The 17247-nt window shown below is 46.6% G+C and carries 16 protein-coding genes and 1 pseudogene; 10 read left to right on the top strand and 7 right to left on the bottom strand.

Annotated features, from left to right (window positions below; all coding sequences use genetic code 11):
• Positions 1–86: 86 nt before the first annotated feature.
• Both C4S60_RS02520 and C4S60_RS02515 read left to right on the top strand, forming a co-directional pair.
• Positions 87–1193, top strand: coding sequence for a methyl-accepting chemotaxis protein (locus C4S60_RS02520; protein WP_103878749.1), 1107 nt, complete (start codon positions 87–89; stop codon positions 1191–1193).
• Between the two features lie 10 nt (positions 1194–1203).
• Positions 1204–2019, top strand: coding sequence for a nitrate- and nitrite sensing domain-containing protein (locus C4S60_RS02515; RefSeq protein WP_103878748.1), 816 nt, complete (start codon positions 1204–1206; stop codon positions 2017–2019).
• 101 nt (positions 2020–2120) lie between these two features.
• Here the strand turns inward: C4S60_RS02515 and C4S60_RS02510 are convergent, their stop codons facing one another.
• Positions 2121–3653, bottom strand: a complete 1533-nt coding sequence (locus tag C4S60_RS02510; protein ID WP_103878747.1) for a phospholipase D family protein — start codon at positions 3651–3653, stop codon at positions 2121–2123.
• Positions 3654–3875: 222 nt separating this feature from the next.
• Here C4S60_RS02510 and yddG point away from each other — a divergent pair, with 222 nt between their 5' ends.
• Complete coding sequence (gene yddG, locus C4S60_RS02505) at positions 3876–4796, top strand: aromatic amino acid DMT transporter YddG (protein WP_208623239.1); 921 nt, start codon at positions 3876–3878, stop codon at positions 4794–4796.
• Between the two features lie 44 nt (positions 4797–4840).
• Here yddG and C4S60_RS02500 read toward each other — a convergent pair.
• Positions 4841–5482: pseudogene (locus C4S60_RS02500) on the bottom strand (cation efflux transmembrane domain-containing protein); the annotation flags it as partial.
• 177 nt (positions 5483–5659) lie between these two features.
• Positions 5660–6538, bottom strand: a complete 879-nt coding sequence (locus tag C4S60_RS02495; protein ID WP_103878977.1) for a LysR family transcriptional regulator — start codon at positions 6536–6538, stop codon at positions 5660–5662.
• 182 nt (positions 6539–6720) lie between these two features.
• Between C4S60_RS02495 and C4S60_RS02490 the strand changes: the two genes are divergently transcribed.
• The 3 genes from C4S60_RS02490 to C4S60_RS02480 all read left to right on the top strand — a co-directional run bounded on the left by C4S60_RS02490 (position 6721) and on the right by C4S60_RS02480 (position 8774).
• Positions 6721–7302 carry a class I SAM-dependent DNA methyltransferase gene (locus tag C4S60_RS02490; protein ID WP_103878744.1) on the top strand — a complete coding sequence of 194 codons (582 nt, stop codon included), beginning with the start codon at positions 6721–6723 and terminating at the stop codon, positions 7300–7302.
• A 103-nt stretch (positions 7303–7405) separates the two neighbouring features.
• Positions 7406–8110, top strand: a complete 705-nt coding sequence (locus tag C4S60_RS02485; protein ID WP_103878743.1) for a lipid-binding SYLF domain-containing protein — start codon at positions 7406–7408, stop codon at positions 8108–8110.
• A 91-nt stretch (positions 8111–8201) separates the two neighbouring features.
• Positions 8202–8774, top strand: a complete 573-nt coding sequence (locus tag C4S60_RS02480; protein ID WP_103878742.1) for a DUF4136 domain-containing protein — start codon at positions 8202–8204, stop codon at positions 8772–8774.
• Between the two features lie 69 nt (positions 8775–8843).
• Here the strand turns inward: C4S60_RS02480 and C4S60_RS02475 are convergent, their stop codons facing one another.
• The 3 genes from C4S60_RS02475 to C4S60_RS02465 form a co-directional block, all read right to left on the bottom strand.
• Positions 8844–9314, bottom strand: a complete 471-nt coding sequence (locus C4S60_RS02475) for a fasciclin domain-containing protein (protein WP_425275103.1) — start codon at positions 9312–9314, stop codon at positions 8844–8846.
• A gap of 115 nt (positions 9315–9429) precedes the next feature.
• Positions 9430–9954, bottom strand: a complete 525-nt coding sequence (locus tag C4S60_RS02470) for a GNAT family N-acetyltransferase (protein ID WP_103878741.1) — start codon at positions 9952–9954, stop codon at positions 9430–9432.
• Positions 9955–9966: 12 nt separating this feature from the next.
• The gene (locus C4S60_RS02465; protein WP_244183002.1) at positions 9967–10875 is read right to left on the bottom strand and encodes a hypothetical protein; all 909 of its coding nucleotides are present in this window, start codon (positions 10873–10875) and stop codon (positions 9967–9969) included.
• A gap of 217 nt (positions 10876–11092) precedes the next feature.
• Between C4S60_RS02465 and C4S60_RS02460 the strand changes: the two genes are divergently transcribed.
• The 3 genes from C4S60_RS02460 (at position 11093) to C4S60_RS02450 (ending at position 15106) form a co-directional block, all read left to right on the top strand.
• The gene (locus C4S60_RS02460) at positions 11093–11902 is read left to right on the top strand and encodes a helix-turn-helix domain-containing protein (protein WP_103878740.1); all 810 of its coding nucleotides are present in this window, start codon (positions 11093–11095) and stop codon (positions 11900–11902) included.
• Positions 11903–12159: 257 nt separating this feature from the next.
• Positions 12160–12579 carry a universal stress protein gene (locus tag C4S60_RS02455; protein WP_103878739.1) on the top strand — a complete coding sequence of 140 codons (420 nt, stop codon included), beginning with the start codon at positions 12160–12162 and terminating at the stop codon, positions 12577–12579.
• A 166-nt stretch (positions 12580–12745) separates the two neighbouring features.
• Positions 12746–15106 (top strand): Lon protease family protein, encoded by a 2361-nt coding sequence (locus tag C4S60_RS02450; protein ID WP_103878738.1) that lies wholly within the window; start codon positions 12746–12748, stop codon positions 15104–15106.
• A 40-nt stretch (positions 15107–15146) separates the two neighbouring features.
• On the opposite strand, the gene C4S60_RS02445 is transcribed toward C4S60_RS02450, so the two are convergent.
• A complete protein-coding gene (locus C4S60_RS02445; protein WP_208623238.1) occupies positions 15147–15788 on the bottom strand; it encodes a flagellar brake protein in 642 nt (213 codons plus the stop codon).
• 392 nt (positions 15789–16180) lie between these two features.
• On the opposite strand from C4S60_RS02445, the gene C4S60_RS02440 reads away from it, so the two are divergent.
• On the top strand, positions 16181–17182 hold the full coding sequence (locus tag C4S60_RS02440; RefSeq protein ID WP_103878736.1) for a 2-hydroxyacid dehydrogenase: 1002 nt from the start codon (positions 16181–16183) through the stop codon (positions 17180–17182).
• Positions 17183–17247: the final 65 nt, after the last annotated feature.

Below are 17247 nucleotides of genomic sequence, written 5' to 3'. Positions count from 1 at the left end.
TTCTCTTGCCAACTTTTGTCTGGAATGAAAGTTGCAGTTCAATCATAGACATAAAGAGAGTGGGCCTTTAGCCAGGGAGGGGAAAGATGATACTTATCTTACGTACAACACCATTAAACATACTCAACTTGCTCATCCTGTTAGTGCTGCTTTCATCGTTGGCGCTGTTTGCGTTCGACGCCATGTTAGCAGGGGGGCTAGTACTGCTATCCACCACGATGTTGTCATGGTTGATGCTGCTTACATTGAATCGAGAGGTGCGTGTGCTCAATGACTACCTTCAGCAGCTAAAACATGGTGAGGCACCTTCTTTTCCTCAATCACTTGGACTGCTTTATTCGAGCTTTCATTCCATAGATGATGTTCATCAGCTAATGCTCCGAAAACTACGCAAAGCGGAAGCGGTGCGTTCAGAAATGGCGTTTTGCGCACAAGAGCTGGCAAGCAATGCAGTTGATGCCGCTAAGGACAGCGATATGCAGGCCGACTCGACGCTCTCTTCTGCTTCAGCCGCAACGGAAATTTCACAGAGTATTGAGGACGTTTCAACTCGCATTGAGCAAACCTTACAGGCAATTGAGCAAGGCAATACACTTTGTGGGCAAGGCAATGAGGCGCTTGTGAGCGTTCAAAGTAGTGTTGCGCAAGTGGAGTCTCAAGTGGGCTCAACGGCGAAGAGCATTGTCACCCTAGAGAGCAATCTATCTACCGTTTCAGAGATGTCACAGTTTATTCGCGACATTGCCGAGCAAACCAATCTACTGGCACTCAACGCTGCGATTGAAGCCGCGCGAGCCGGTGAACATGGGCGCGGTTTTAGTGTGGTTGCCGAAGAAGTCGGCCGTCTTGCCAAGCGAAGTCATGAGTCTGCCAATGCCATTACCTCCCATGTTGAGCAAGTGACCTCAAGCATGAGTGAGGTCACAGCAATGATAGGGCAAGTTCGTGAAGGTAACACGCGTTGTACTGAGCAGACCCGAGTGGCTCAAAACACGCTGGAAGAGATGAGAGTCTCCATGGCATCGATTACCGATCAAGTTGCTGGCGTATCAGCAGCGTCAGAGCAACAGGCGATCGCGATTCAGGAAATATCAAGCAATATGGAGCAGGTAGCGGTGACGGCAAAACGCAACGCCGAAACCGCCGCTGACAATGCTCAGGTGGCTGAGCACCTTGAAAAGCTTACTGCATAGGGAGTGAATAATGATTGATACAGTAATGGCCAATCTTCAAGCTATTGTTGTTATGCTTTTTGTCGCGTTGGGCGTTGTTGTTATTGTGTGGAAAAGGGGAAGCGCGCTAAGTAAGAGCCAAAAAGTGAGGCAGTCGGGACTGGCGCACTTAACCACACTTCGACAGCTTTTGGCGGCGATTCAGCAACACAGAGGGATCACCAATGGTGTGCTTTGTGGAGACGACAAATTGCAATCTCGGCTTCCAGCGCTGCAAAGCGACATCAATAACCACCTGCAGACACTTGCTCGCTTGGATGATGGTGTCCGCAATACCAACAGCTGGCGCAGTGTTGAAGAAAACTGGCCAAGAGTTCGCGTTCAGTTTAAGAAGTGGTCGGCAGAGCAAAATCTGTTTAGTCACAATCAGCTGCTTGCCTCACTGCTTGAGTCAGTGGAGGAGTGTGCCCAGCATTACCGTTTGACGGAGCTGCCGCAGAAAGAGGGAGAGTCCATCGCATTGTTATGGAATGATTTATTGAGGGTCGCAGAGTGTGTCGGGCAGGCGAGGGCACTAGGCACCGGTGTCGCAGCCAAAGCGGCATGTAGCAGTGTTGAGCGAATTCGATTGAAGTATCTGCATCAGTCGATTCATCGCTTTGTTACCGTACAAAATCATTCAGATTACCCGACAGTGAAGAGATTACTCGGGACTATAGAGAATAAAGTACTCGTGCTTGTCCCGAGTGTTGCCGCAGTGGACTATTTTGATGATGCGACAGCGGCTTTGGATGAGGTGTTTCGAGTATTTGATGAGCGGGTTACTGCACTTAGTGACCGTGTTTGAATAGCTAGGTTTGAGGGTCTAGGTGTGAAGAACAGGGTTGATATATCTAGCTAGGAGCGCTCTGAAGTATTGTCACCTTAGAGCGCTTTGCTAGGGCAGGCTTACAACTGCTCCTCAATCGGTAAAACACCGCTAAACCACGCGCCCATGCGTCGCCAGAAACTGGCGTCAGGCTCCGAAGTCAGAGTGTCTCCTGTGGTGTGGTCAAACCAAACGACATCGTCGTCGACGACCTGAATTTCGTAAGCGGTGGTCGGAATTTCCCTGAGGATTTCCCTGTATACCTTTTGAGCATACTCGTGTTGTTCAATTACCACCCCCATCTCCGTGTTAAGGTGTGCTGAGCGTGGATCCCAGTTCATTGAACCGACAAAGAGCTTTTTCTTGTCAATGACAACAGCTTTGGTATGTAAACTAGAACGGCTGCTGCCGGTTAAGCTCCAGTTCTTTTTGATTTCGGCATTGGATTTCACTTCCCAGAGCTGGACGCCACCCTCAACGAGTTGTTTTCGGTACTTGGCATACCAACCGTGAACGGCAAAAACATCATTTGAGGCCAGTGAATTGGTGATGATAATTACTTCACGTCCGTCTTTCACCGCTTGAATAAGCTCTTTAGTGCCTGACTCGGTAGGGACAAAGTAGGGGGAAATGAGCACTAGTGAGGATTTTCCCTCCTCCAGAACCGCTCCTAAGCTATCAATAAGTGTACTTTGCTTGCTGTCCGGTTTGTTGGGCAAGTCATAAAGCAGATTGCCGACACCCCAGTAGAGTTCTATGGTGCCATTAATAAGGTCACTGTACAAAGGGAGCTTCGAAAAGTCGTAAGTCCCTCCAGAAAACTTCTCTTCAAGTCCCAGTTCATTGACCCAGACTTCCACGTCAGCGTCTGTATATTGAAGCCGCTTAGAGGTCAGCCACTCAACGGGGACGCTATAATCACTGTTCCAGTAGAGATCAAACTGTCGATTGACCTGCCGCACCGACTTGCCCACCATTAACAGGTCGAGATCTGAAAACTCGACATTTGACTCAATGGAGTAATATTCGTTGCCAACATTTCGCCCACCAATGATGGAAACGACACCGTCGACAGTGAGTGATTTGTTATGCATTCGGTGATTGAGACGCTCGAAATCGCTTAACATCGCGATCCCTCGAGCCGAACGCAGGTGGTGGGGATTAAACATGCGAACTTCGATATTCGGGTGACTGCTGAAGCGGACCAGATCATTGTCATCGTATTTCTGCATATCATCGAGTAGCAATCTCACGCGTACGCCACGTTCCGCTGCTTCAAACAGTCGCCAGGCCAGCAGGTTACCCGCTTCATCATCCCGGAAAATATAATACTGGACGTCGATGCTCGCTTGGGCTGTTTCTATTATGGCCAGTCTGGCAAGCAAAGCATCATGGCCTCTGTCCAGTGGATAGAAGCCGGTCTCATCGATTAAGGAGTGAGAGGCAACTTCCCGTGAGAAATAGTCATCCAGACGTGTAGGTTTGTCATTGATTATGGTGAAAGAGGGTGTTTTTTCGAAACGTGATGGATCAATACTTGATGAGACGCACCCGCTGAGTACGATGACAAGAAATAGCGATAGTAAGTTTCTTATGGACAAAAAGCTGAGCATAGTTAAAGTGTTGCTGTAAATTGGTTTCCAAAATGCAATGCGAGTGTAGCGGCTTCCTTGTTCAAATGCACTGTGTCTTCAGCTATTTGACTGATATTTTTCAGCTTTATGCGCATGTACATTGAATAAGACTAATTGAAGCTACAAGGGTTGCATAGCCATTGTTTATATCGAATGACAGAAACGCGAAATCGTCTGATATTAGGAGAAGGTATGGCCGGTCTGGGCAAGAACAAATACACCATGTTTGGTGTGGCAGCAATACTCCTTTGGAGCTCCCTGATGGCACTTACCCGTAATATTGCTGAGCTGTTTGGACCAATTGGTGGCGCGGCGATGATGTACACCGTGAGCACGCTAGCGTTGGCCATGGTGATGGGCGTGCCCAGGTTCTCAGACTTCAATCGTAAATATTTGTGGTTAGGCGGGGGATTGTTTGTCAGCTACGAGATATTTTTGGCTCTGGCTTTGGGTATGGCGAACGATAGGCATCAGGCAATGGAGATGGCGGTCATTAACTACTTATGGCCGGCACTGACGGTTTTATTGGCGGTTGTGAGCAGTAAGCGTAAAGTGAACATCCTGGTATATCCGAGCGTGTTTGTTGCCTTTGTGGGCGTCGCATGGTGTATTTCAGGAGATGCTGGGATATCGCTATCGCTATTAACCGATAATATTGCTACCAATCCGCTTACTTACTTCATGGCCTTCTCTGCGGCGTTCATTTGGGCATTTTATTGCAATATCACACCTAAAATGAGTAACGGCAAAAATGCGATCGTACTGTTCTTTGCAGCAACGGCAGCCACCTTGTGGGTACAGTACTTCATGAGCGGTGAGAGTGGGATGACATTTAACCCTTCTTCAGTCATCACCCTACTGCTGTCTGGGATCGTCATGGGAGCAGGTTATGCGCTTTGGAATCAGGCCATTATCGGCGGTAACATGGTTTTGCTTGCGACGTTTTCCTACTTCACTCCGGTATTTTCTACGCTGTTTTCTTCTTTTTATCTATCCGTGGCGCTGGGTGCTTCTTTCTGGCAAGGAGTGAGTCTGGTGACACTAGGATCGTTGGTCTGCTATTGGGCAACAAAAGAAAAGCCTGAACAGCAACATGTTCAGGCTTCTTCCAGTCATTCATGAGCGGGTCAGGCGTTGGATGTTGAAACTCGGTCTCCTTGTTCACTCATTAGTTGAGTGCAGGCTTCCCTTAACATGACCGCCGGTACTTTAATGAAATACGCCGACATCAATATCATCATCATAGGATCGGCGTAAACACTATAGGCTGAGAGTGGTGACTGCTCTAATACCCACGCAGCGATGAAGCCAGTCATGACAGCAACACTCAACATGGTGTCCATTTGCCACTGTTTTGTTTCTGCGTCGATAAGATTTGAATTCATGGTGTTGTTTTTCTTTGCTACATACCACCAGGCATAAGAGCAGCCGAGAACGTTAAATGCACCAAACACAGTGGCGATTGAAGTATCGACAGGGCGACCGCCAGTAAACATCGCACCGACAGCTGAGTACAACGACATCGAGACAATCAGCAGAATGACCGAAGCTTTAATCGCAATAACACCCGCTTCAACATTCTCTCTTCCATATTTAGTCAACCAGCTATCACTACGTTTGAGTTGGCTTGCAGCGGCCAGTGACAATAAAGTTAACAGCAGGCTGACCAGCGAATAAATACCATCGAAAGCAATGACTAGTGAGCCCATAATCACGCCGACGGCGAGTCCTGCCACAGCGAAGCCTGTCGCAATAACTGCTGAGACTTTTAGTGTTGTTGACTCATTGTGTGAATGGTTGGGACACATACGATTTACCTTCTGTAGAATATGTATCCATTGTCGCGATCGGCTGGTTACCTTTCAAACAAAAGTTGCCATGAAGTGAAGTTTGTTGATCAAGTTTTTAGGTATAGTTGTTTGAAAACAGATGGTTACACCGATATTTTGCTGTCATTAATTCTGACGCTGACTGATGGTCATACACTAGAAGTCGAAGAGATAGTCACTAATGCGATCGGCAAGCCAGGTCATGGCGGGGTGCTCCGACATACCTGCAGAGGTAAACATACAGTAGTCTTCCTGAGTTAAGCCATAGGTATGCTTGATAACCGCGAGCTCTTGAGCTCTTAAATAATGACGAATCAGCGGCTCAGGTAATACCCCCCAAGCGCCTTCTGATAGAATGGTTTTTAACATGAACTCAAAACTGGAAAATCCAATGTATTTGAGTGAAAACGGTTGTAGCTCAGGGTTATCGCGAAGATTGAGATAAGCGAGTGAGACTTGCATTGCTTCCCTCAGCACTTCATCAGAGACTCTAGGTAGTTTCGATAGTTTGTGGTCAGAGCGACAAACCGACATCATACGTATTTTACCCAGTGGCTGATAGGTAAGTCGTGGGTCGTCCACCCGCTCAAAGTCGACACCAAACGCAAAATCGACCTGTTTCTTTTCTACGATATCCGCCAGATCACCGGACGAAGCCAATAGCATGTTCAAAGTGATGGCTGGAAATTGTTGGTTAAGCTGGATTGACAGATCACGCCATAAGGTATCAGGCAGGGAGTCGTCGTGTGCAATGTACAACTCGGTGGCAAAATCACCAGAAACCTGGGCGCAGGTCTGGCGTATACGGGCTGAGGTGACCAGCAGGTTTTCACAATCTTTGTAAATGGCCTTCCCGGTTTCTGACAAAGAGACATTGTTACCGGTGCGGACAAACAGCTCGGTGTTGAGATCTTTCTCAAGTGCCTTGATGGCCATACTAAGCTTGGTACGATTGCAATCCAGTACTCGAGCAGCCTCTGAGACTGAGCCTGAGTCTACAATGGCGCAGAATGCTTCAATTTGAGAAAGATTGATCGACATGATTGTTTAACACACTTCAAGGAACTAAGAACAAAAATCATAGCATGGGTGCCAAAGAATACGAAGATAACACTAGGAATTGATTGGTAATCTGGTTTAATCTATGCCTAGTGTTCAAGGATTAAAACTTAGTGTTAACGCTGTAACCAGCACTAATGGAAAAAATGGAGTGAACTATGTCTAACGAGTGGGATGAGTACGCTGCGACATGGGAAAATAATGAAGCCACGGCAGAATTTGCTCAGGCTAGTTTCGAGCAACTTACCGAGCTAACCTCGTTAAAACGTAAATTGGTGTTAGATCTTGGCTGTGGTACCGGTTTACTTAGCCAACTAATGTCCCCGTCGACAAAAGAAATCGTTGCCTTAGATGGCTCCGAAGCCATGATTGAAGAGTTAGATAAGAAAGGGCTTGAGAATGTTGAGCCAGTTGTTGATTATCTCACTCGTGGATTGGTCGCTCAGCATCCGGCGTTTCGCAATCAATTTGATCTTGTCGTAGCTTCATCGGTTTGCGGATTCATTGATAACCTTCAAGAGACCGTCAACATTATATACACCTTGCTTGATGAGTACGGTCTATTCATCCACTGGGATTGGGCCGTTGACTCTGATGATCAGGGATTTGGAATGACGCCGAAAAGAGCGGAAGAGACACTGCTCAATGCGGGCTTTTCTAAGGTAGAAATTTCAGTGCCATTTGAGATAGATGCCGGTAAGGGTAAACAGAAAGTCCTTATGGGTGTCGCTAAGAAATAGCGAAGCGACTACTTTCCATCTGTAAAATCAATAGGTGACTCAATATGAGTCACTTTTTTTTGCTATTCTTTTATCCCACTCTTTAATTTTGGGTTTGAAAACCATGCGGTTGACCATTCGTACTCTTTTCCGATTGCTCTTGTTGTTGCCTGTTCTGATTAGTGCAAGCACGTTAGCAGCACCTTCATCCAAATACCTTCAAGCTGAGCGTATTGTCCAATTGTCGGCCGAGAAAATTGATCAGTTTGATTCCACTCAGCACTGGGATTCGGTTAAACGGCTAACAGGTGTTGCCAAGGCAATTGTGATTTTCCCGTCAGGAGGACAAGCTGGTTTTTTGCTGGGGGCTCAATGGGGTAACGGCATATTGCTGACACGAAATGACCATGACTGGAGTGAGCCTGTTTTTGTCGAGTTTAACAGCTTCATGTTTGGTTTGCTGGCTGGCGCTCAAAGCATCGGTGGGGTAGGCGTGATCTTGTCCGACGATGTGCTCGATAGTATGGCGAATTCTCCTATCAAAGTTGGGGGTACGGCAGACCTAACCATAGGTAAAGGCGTGAGTGGTAAGGTGATCGGCGGCGTCAGTGGCGTGAGCTCAATGATGGTGTCGGAAAATCGAGGTCTTTATTTTGGTGGAAGCATCGATACCTTCCAGATACGCTTGGATGAGGATCTCAATCAAGCTTATTATGGTGAGAACTTCAATGCGGAGCTGTTACTGACCCAATTCGATGTCAATAAGGGCTCAGCACAAACCTTACGTCACCGTTTAGCCAGTATCGCGTACAGAGCTGTTTATCAGTAACTTACTTTATTGATTTGTGTTGTTTTTCTGTCCAATGTCTGTGGACTGAATTAGTATGTTAGGAATATCTTGAGCACCGGAGAGTTAAGCTATGATCAAAACACTAATGTTCGCTCTGGCGATGACATTGTCTCTGACTGGTTGTACGACGGCGACAACAGCGCCAAAGGTGAATTACTCCTACGGGATTGCCACTACGGGAGACTTCTCATTCCTCCCAAATCAGGCGGTGTCGACGTACGCCTGGAAAAAAGGCCCTGTTGTTGCCAGAGTCTCTTCTGAATTGGATGGCGACCGATATCTTGCAGTGATCCGCAGCCTCATTGACAATGAGATGGCTCAGAAGGGCTACATTAAAATCGATGCGTCACAGTCACCGTCAATGTTGATGGACTTTGGTATCGCTACCGAGTCGAAGATGAACGATCAGGAAATTTTCAAGTCTACGCAGATTTCAACCGGTATTCAGGTAGCTGCAGCTCCTGGAGAGAAAGGCGAAAAGGGAACCATTTATGTTGCGGCCTTTGCGCCTAATAGTGATTTTCCCCGTTGGCGGGTACTTGCACAGGGGCCTACAGAACAGCGAGTCGACGATCCGCAAGAGCATGAAGAAATGCAGCGCATAATTAGTTTGATGCTTAATACTGTGCCAGTGAAGCAGTAGTGGGGCACCATCAATAACAAAGGTCGCCCTGTCAGACGACCTTTAATACGGCGAAACTAACGCGCACCTCTATTTTGGTAAAATGACAGCGTCGATAACATGAATCACGCCATTTGACGCCATCACATCCGTCGCTACGACAGCGGCGCCATCTACCATCACTTTACCGTCCTGCTGACTGATCATAACGTCTTGCCCCTGCACCGTCGTTGCTTTATCCAGCCCCATAACATCGGCAGCCATGACTTTGCCGGATACCACATGGTACGTCAGGATGGCGACAAGTTGATCCTTGTTCTCTGGTTTGAGCAGACTTTCAAGCGTGCCTTCAGGTAGTTTGGCAAATGCATCATCCGTGGGGGCAAACACTGTGAATGGCCCTTCGCCTTTCAAAGTGTCTACGAGTCCAGCGGCCTGAATTGCAGCAACCAGTGTAGTAAACGATCCGTTGTCAACTGCGACATCGACAATATCCTTTTCTCCCATTTTATGGTGGTCAGCGAACACTGAGAGAGAGTAAGCATGCTGCAACGAATGCAATTGAACGAGAAATTATCTGTTTCATGATAGCGATCCTTTTTTGCATATTCGCAATGATTGGATACGCACCTGAAAGCCAATCGATCAAACATTCACACTCATACAGCGTGTCTCTTTAAAAAGACAGTCCTTTTAGTTCAACATCAGATGCAGGCCATTGCTGTTGCTTCAGGGCTAGCACCATCGCGGAGACCGCTGTCGCTGTATAGGGTTCTTGTTCGCTGACCAGGTAAAGATTGGTTACTCGCTGATAACCACTGGAACCATAAACTTCATCTTTACCAAAAAGGACCGAATATAGATAGCCCTGTGAGATCATCCATTGATGCGCTTGAGCAAGTAGATGTTTTACGTGACCATTGCCTCGATGGTCTGGGTGGACACACACTTCTGCGACACCAGCAATAGGAAATTGTTGCCCCTTAAAGGTCACGCTCTTCTCATGCACTGCCACGTGAGCAATAACTTCGGTTTTATCTTTCGAACGTACTAACCAGCGATGCTGTGGCATTTCATTGTAATAGCGTTGTGTTTTGAAGCGTTTATCACTTGGTTTAGCGAAGCAGAGGCTTAGCAGGCTTCTCAGCTGTTTGTCCAGCCTTTTGTCGACATCGTTGTCTAAAATATACTCAACTTTCATTAATTTCTGTTCCTAGTTTTTTACGCACTTCTCGGTCGTTACGCTGTGTGTTCCCTTATCCGGTCCGGTCGCGATGTTGAGTCGACTCAGGATAGAAAAACATCGTGAATTGGCAGAGTCAGTCACAGACTGAATGGAGACGGTACCCGAGTTTTTAGAAGAGGGGTTAGACCAGGATTCAAACTGACCAGAATCTGGTTTTTTGAGTAGCTTTTCGACCGCTTTTTTGTGAAGCTCTTTATCACGTTGCGTATAGCTGGCGTCTTCTTTGAGACCAAACGCATCGGCAGACACCTCAGTCAATTTGTCGACCAACTGGAAAGGTGAGCTGAGAATACCACCAATCACACCAGACACCGCGCCTTTACTGGCTTCTCGGCCGGCTTGCTCTGCTTTGTCAACGAGATCATCTGCCTGAGCGATGATTTCAGGTACTTCTTTGCGCAGCGCGGCGCTTTCCGCAAGGATCATCGGGATTTGATTGTTGATATCGGCGATGCGCTGGTTAGTCTGCTTCACGGTTTTGTTGGTGTTGTCGATCTCTTTAAGTATGTCGGGGAGGGATTGGTGCCAATTTTGTGTTTCAGTGAGTATAGGGGGAATGGCGGTGCGTACTTGCGCAACTTCCTCAGTGATTAAAGGTATTTGCTGATTGATATCGTCAACACGTCTCAATATTTCTGGAACCAGACGCTGATATTCCTTACTGTGATCCAAGATCTCAGGCACGATGGTCTGGATGTGTTTAATTTCCTCAATCACCGGCGTAATGCGTTGAGCGGTGGTATCAATTTGTGCTAACAGAGAGGGCAGCTCCTGCCTAAGCTGCTTAGCTTCCTGAGTAAAACTGTAAATCGAGAAGGCGAGTATCACTAAAGCCAGTGAAAACGCAAACTTTGAAGCCACTATTAGCTTATCCATGTTCCAAACTCATTCTATCAATCCAGCGTGATTATCAACATAACTGATGTCATTTGCGGAGTAAATCCCTGTGTAGGTGCTAGCATATTGCTCTTTCTCTTAAAAATATAAAACGAATATGAGAAACGCAGATTCGCCAAACGCTAATCGCATAGCTTGTAGGGAATCGGGAGCTTATTCTATTACCACAAAAAGTACTGGGTTTATTTGAGGTGTCATGACAGCGTTTAGCCGTAAAACGTTTTCCGAAGCGATGCGTTATTTTCGAAAACACAATAAACTGTCGCAGATTGAGCTGAGTGATCAGCTGTCTAGATCGCATGCATTGTTCCAAAATGTCAGCCAGAGTATGGTCAGTCATTGGGAGGGGGGAAACGTGGAGCCTTCTTTGCTTAGAAGGTTAGGCATGGCGCATTTTTTTCCCCAGCCGTATCACTATGACCACATTGAGTCAGGTCGGCTACAGAAAGCATTGAGATATCGAGAAGAGTTCCTGGGAGACCGGTGTCTATACGAGTACCCAATTAGTAAAAAAGATATCTTTTCCTGGGATGCGTTGCCCGCTTCTCTGAAAGAGATGATAGCCCAGGGTCACAAGAACACCTTTTCGACACCCATTGAAGTAGTGTTGCGAACCATGAACATTACTGCACCATCTGTGCTTTGCTTGTTACATGGCAGCGCAGTGGTTGGCCATGCCTTGTTTACGGTTCAGGGTAATGTGTTCAAACTGGCGAGTTATGGAGCGGTATCTAAGTCTGCCCGGCATGAATTGACGAAAGCAATTAGCGATCTGTCCTGTAGTTATGAGCTCTATACGGTGGTGCGTAGCTCCAGCCTCGAGCAGTACCTCAAGGATATCTATATGAGAAAAGTTGCACAACTAGATGCGCTGAGCTTTTATCGTGGTATGAGTAGTCAGGTGTTTGAAAATCCGTTTTCCCATTGCAACCTTTACGACGCGGCAGACTTCAGGTTGATGCGCTACTCACAGATGAGGGATGAAGCGGCAGAAGCCCTGTTCTGACTGGCGATACGTTATAGATTTTGAGTACCACTACAACATTGAGACTTCACACCCGAGACGGTTCTCGTCCATGTATCTGCCGTTTTTGCGCGACTCAGAACAGAGATCCATCTTCTGCTCTGGTCCGTCAAAAAAGATGCCAGTATCAATCTTGCAAGCGCCTGCAAAGCTGCAAACTTACTTTAAATATGAAGATCTTGAATCTCGCCAATCTTCAGCCAAGATTATAAATAACATCATTTAAAGAGGGTTGCAGAATGCTATACCAAACTGTTCTTTTGGCGCTCGATCCGATTGATGAGCGTTCTCATCGTTTGCTAGTAAAAGCGGGAGTAATCGCAAAGCAGAATAATGCAGATCTGCACATCGCCTACGTGGAGCCCGGCATGGGCAACACAAGTTATAATGATCTCGAATTAGAACTGGGATCGTTCCACGATGTGATTCAGTTCAGTCGGTTTGAAGAGTTGGCCAAGCTCGCGAAGGAGTCGCCTTACCCGATTCGTGCAATCCATATGACCGAGGGGAATGTGACGACTCATTTGCTCAAACTCTGCGAAGATCTCAATGCGAATCTGGTCATCTTCGGCAAAGAGCACAGCTTTTTCTCGGCCATATCCGGCGTAGAGGCCGATCTTCGTAAGCATGCATCCACCGATGTGATGTTTATCAGCTAGTAGCCAGACACCTTAATCTGAAGTGATACCTCTCCAGGAGAGCACTTCTCTGTTTTATTGTTGTGTACAAAAATTAGGCGGTTAAACGCAATTTGCTACTAAGTCACTAAATTGTAAAGCCAAATCAGCTAAACTGAAGAAAGTAGGGGAAGAGGAGGAGCTGGATATGGCAATTCAAAGATTAAAAAAAACAGAGCTATACCACGCAGCAGAATTGGAAAAACTGCCTTGTAAATCCACCAAAGAATTATCTCCGATTGACGAGATAGTTGGGCAGGAACGCGCGCAAAAAGCGGTTGAATTTGCCATGTCGATCAAGGAGAAAGGCTACAATATCTACGCGATTGGGCAAAACGGTTTGGGGAAGCGCACCATGATTTTGCGTTATCTGAGCCGCCATCCTCATGACAGTGAGGCGCTTTATGACTGGTGCTATGTCGCCAACTTTTCAGATACACGCACACCGCAAGTTCTCAAGTTGCCTTGCGGTATGGGCCAAAAGCTCAAGCAAGACGTTGAAAAACTCATTTCTAAACTGGTCAAGGCCATACCCATGGCATTTGACAATGAGCTGTACTTTGGCCGCGCCGATAAACTCAAGAATGACCTTGCAAAGAAACAGCAAGTAGAGCTGCAAAAGCTAAGTGAAGAAGCGAAAGACAAAGACATTAGTCTGACCATTACTCCGCAGGGCGATTATCAGTTTGTGGCAATGAATGGTGAGGAGCTGCACACTGACGAAAGCTTCGCGGAATTACCAGTCGAAGAACAAGAACGTTTCGGACACACCATCGACGAGCTAGAAATCAGTCTGCGCGGAATGGCACGAGAGCTGACCGATTGGGAAGAAACGTTCACCGATAACATCCAAAAGCTCAATGAAGAAGTAACCTTGGGTGTGATTAGTCATTTGATCAGGAAGCTGAAAAAGGACTACAACGGTTACACGGAGATCAAAAAATACCTGACTGGCCTGCAAAAAGACATCTGTGACAATGTTGATATATTTCTGGAAGAGGGCAGTGAGCAAGGAGAAATAGCGTCGGCCTCACTGGATAATAAGTTCCCAAGACGCTACAAGGTGAATGTCATCGTGAAACAGTCAGAGTGTGATTTTCCAATTATTGTTGAAGAGAATCCCAATTATCACTCGTTGTTTGGTTCTATTGAAACCGCGACTTTTAAAGGGACGGTATTCACCGACTTCTCACTAATTCGAGCAGGTAGTCTGCATCATGCTAACGGTGGTGTACTACTGATGGATGCGGTAAAGGTGCTTGAGCAGCCATACGTCTGGGATGGTTTGAAACGAGCATTGCGCTCCAGACAGTTGAGTTTCACTTCGTTAGAAAAAGAGGTCACCTTAACGGGAACGGTCTCGTTGGATCCGCAGCCGATACCTTTGGATGTTAAGATCATCTTGTTTGGTGATTATCGCACCTATCAGTTATTGCAACACTATGATCCTGAGTTCAGCGAACTGTTCAAAGTCACGGCAGATTTTGAAGATGAGATGCCGCGCACTCCTGACTCGGAAGTGCATTATGCACGGTTCATTTCGAGCATTGTCCACGACAACAATATGCTGCACTGTGATCGTAAGGCGATTGCGCGCATTATTGAGCACAGTTCGCGCCTGTCCGGAGACCGAAACAAGCTCTCTCTACACTCAGCTCATATCGCCAATCTGCTTCGCGAGTCCAACTATGTTGCGCGTAACGCAAAATCAAATTTAATTCGAGCCGGCCACGTTGAGCAAGCGTTGGAATATCAGAAAATGCGGGTTAACCGTCTACAGGACAGTGTGATGGAAGGGTTTATTAACGGTACTACCCTGATTCATACCGATGGTGTGGCAATTGGCCAGGTAAACGCGCTGTCCGTGCTAGCTACCAGCGATCACATGTTTGGTGCTCCCAACCGAATTACAGCAACTACGTCATACGGCGATGGTGACGTCATCGATATTGAGCGTAGTGTGGATCTTGGAGGTAGCATTCACTCTAAAGGTGTAATGATACTTACCGCCTATTTGTCTTCGGTTTTTGGTAAGACAGCAAAAGTGCCACTCACCACAACTATTACGTTTGAACAATCCTATGGCGGGGTTGACGGTGATAGTGCGAGCATGGCCGAGTTCTGTGCCGTTGTATCTGCCTTTTCCGGTCAGGCAAACCGTCAGGATCTTGCCATCACCGGTTCGATGAACCAGTTTGGAGAAGCCCAGCCAATTGGGGGGGTGAATGAAAAGATCGAAGGTTTTTATGATGTTTGTAAGATCAAAGGGCGCACATCCCAGCAAGGTGTAATTATTCCTCGCTCGAATGTACACAACTTGATGTTACGAACTGATATCCAGAAAGCAGTAGAAAAAGGTGAATTCCATATTTGGGCAATCGACCACGTGACAGAGGCTATTGAATTGTTCAGTGGCAAACCGGCAGGTACTCCGACGTTAGAGGGTAGTTACCCGGTCGATACCGTCTATGGTATTGCCCAGGCAAGATTGAATGCTCTGCGAAAGTGAGAGATTAGCGTTAAAAAGCCAGGCAAAGAGCCTGGCTTTTTTAGGCTCTGAGCTTGAGCTTGGTACCATCAAACTTTAGATTTGAAAGCAGTTCTTTAGCGTTCCTTTCCCCTGGTTCATCGAACTTGATGCCGTAGCCAGTGTGGTGACTGGATTTCTGCTGATTACAAATGTGACCAGACAAGGGGGGAAAGCACCGATCCCGGTCACCGGCTAAGACGATCAGATCAACTTCCTGACCCAAATCCAAAGACTTGCCCAAAGCCGGCAAAATAAATCGACAGCCACTCTTGGACATATCACGCAGCTCACAACGTACCTGATGCTCTTCCACGCACAGTTGTGCTTCAAGATTGAGTTCGTAACGTGGTTCTTTACGCAAATTGGTCACTTGCATGGATTGGGGGATGGTGAGTACAAGTAGGGCTAAGGGCTCATCGATAACGTGCATTAACTGGGAGCGAAACTGCACAACGCCGCCTTCTCCCCTCTGAGATATAGCGCGTACCACCAACCAGAAGCCTTCCTGAAAGAAGTATTTCAGGTCGCTGTCATCTATTTTGGGCACTTCAAGCAAAATGCGGTGGTCTGAGTGGGATCCAATAAACTGTGTGCCACACCGAAAAGAGGTACCTACCGGGGTAGTGACAGTAAGGGTGACGTCTCCACCATGTTCGATCATGGCCAGCGCGTCTGTACTATTTAATGTTTGCGTGGTTCTCTGTGGAGCGCTCGAAACTGCTTTTTTATTATTTTGGGGCGTCACTGCTCATTAATTCCTGACGTTTTTGCAAAAGCACCTTTTGGTATTTTTTGAACGGTGCTCACAAAATATTATGACCTAGCTAATGGGTATGCAACGAAAAAAAGGAACAAAAAGTGAAAATATTGATTTAGTTGTCAATTTTGGTGCTTGTATAGTGAAAGACCCTGGATTATTGCTCTATAAGGGCGGTTTAGTGGCCTTATAGAGCAGTAATGACATCAATACGTTAGCCATACTTTTTGTCATGTGTAATTCACCAAAAGTGGGCGTATGCTTGTGGGTAGACGATAACATGTGGGGGAGTGAATATGACTTCGATTGCTTTTTTCAGCTCCAAATCTTATGACCAGGATTCGTTTTCGACAGTGAACCAGAACTTTGGTTTTGAAATGCACTTTCACGACTTCAGGTTGACCGCGAAAACGGCCAAAATGGCTACTGGGTGTGAAGTGGTGTGCGCATTTGTTAATGATGATTTATCGCGCGAAGTACTGACCAAACTTCAACAGGAAGGTGTCAGGCTGATTGCAATGCGCTGTGCTGGGTTTGATAAGGTGGACCTTGAAGCCGCGAAAGAACTTGGGTTGCAGGTAGCACGTGTCCCAGCATACTCACCGGAGGCGGTCGCAGAACATGCCGTGGGCATGATGTTGTGTTTAAACCGTCGGTTCCACAAAGCCTATCAGCGCACGCGTGACGCTAACTTCTCTTTAGACGGTTTGGTAGGCTTCAACCTTCATGGCAGAACGGCTGGAATTGTGGGTACAGGTAAAATCGGTGTAGCAACCATGCGCATTTTAAAAGGGTTTGGTATGAAGTTGGTTTGCTTTGACCCCTTTGAAAATCCGCAAGCATTAGAATTGGGCGCGACATACTGTAGTAAAGAGGAGTTATTCCGAACCAGCGACATCATTTCTTTGCATTGCCCAATGACCAAAGACAACTATCATCTGCTTGATGCACAGGCGTTTAGCTTGATGAAAGATGGCGTTATGATCATTAATACCAGTCGAGGCGAATTATTAGATTCATCGGCAGCGATTGAAGCGTTGAAGTCAGGTAAAATTGGCTCACTGGGTCTGGATGTATATGACAATGAAAAAGATCTGTTCTTCCAGGATAAATCTAATGACGTCATTGTAGACGACGTATTCAGAAGATTATCGGCATGTCACAATGTATTGTTTACCGGGCATCAAGCCTTTTTAACGCACGAAGCGTTGGAGAACATCGCCGACACGACACTTAACAATATTCAGTCATTCTTCGACGATTTGCCTTTCAACAATGGATTGATTGAACTTGGTTAGTCGTTGCTAAAACAAGCTCAGCATTGGTGTATGCTGAGCTTTGATTACTGCCTTTACCACAATGA

Origin of the sequence: Vibrio hangzhouensis (assembly GCF_900107935.1) — a bacterium.
Classification (GTDB): Bacteria; Pseudomonadota; Gammaproteobacteria; order Enterobacterales; family Vibrionaceae; genus Vibrio; species Vibrio hangzhouensis.
The sequence above is the reverse complement of the archived record's forward strand: the minus strand, read 5'-3'. Positions and strand labels throughout refer to the sequence as shown.

Bases quoted from the DNA above. Each gene is read 5' to 3' on its own strand.
- C4S60_RS02520 (WP_103878749.1), top strand. From the start codon at position 87: ATGATACTTATCTTACGTACAACACCATTAAACATACTCAACTTGCTC.
- C4S60_RS02515 (WP_103878748.1), top strand. From the start codon at position 1,204: ATGATTGATACAGTAATGGCCAATCTTCAAGCTATTGTTGTTATGCTT.
- C4S60_RS02510 (WP_103878747.1), bottom strand. From the start codon at position 3,653: ATGCTCAGCTTTTTGTCCATAAGAAACTTACTATCGCTATTTCTTGTC.
- C4S60_RS02490 (WP_103878744.1), top strand. From the start codon at position 6,721: ATGTCTAACGAGTGGGATGAGTACGCTGCGACATGGGAAAATAATGAA.
- C4S60_RS02485 (WP_103878743.1), top strand. From the start codon at position 7,406: ATGCGGTTGACCATTCGTACTCTTTTCCGATTGCTCTTGTTGTTGCCT.
- C4S60_RS02480 (WP_103878742.1), top strand. From the start codon at position 8,202: ATGATCAAAACACTAATGTTCGCTCTGGCGATGACATTGTCTCTGACT.
- C4S60_RS02470 (WP_103878741.1), bottom strand. From the start codon at position 9,954: ATGAAAGTTGAGTATATTTTAGACAACGATGTCGACAAAAGGCTGGAC.
- C4S60_RS02465 (WP_244183002.1), bottom strand. From the start codon at position 10,875: ATGGATAAGCTAATAGTGGCTTCAAAGTTTGCGTTTTCACTGGCTTTA.
- C4S60_RS02460 (WP_103878740.1), top strand. From the start codon at position 11,093: ATGACAGCGTTTAGCCGTAAAACGTTTTCCGAAGCGATGCGTTATTTT.
- C4S60_RS02455 (WP_103878739.1), top strand. From the start codon at position 12,160: ATGCTATACCAAACTGTTCTTTTGGCGCTCGATCCGATTGATGAGCGT.
- C4S60_RS02450 (WP_103878738.1), top strand. From the start codon at position 12,746: ATGGCAATTCAAAGATTAAAAAAAACAGAGCTATACCACGCAGCAGAA.
- C4S60_RS02445 (WP_208623238.1), bottom strand. From the start codon at position 15,788: ATGATCGAACATGGTGGAGACGTCACCCTTACTGTCACTACCCCGGTA.
- C4S60_RS02440 (WP_103878736.1), top strand. From the start codon at position 16,181: ATGACTTCGATTGCTTTTTTCAGCTCCAAATCTTATGACCAGGATTCG.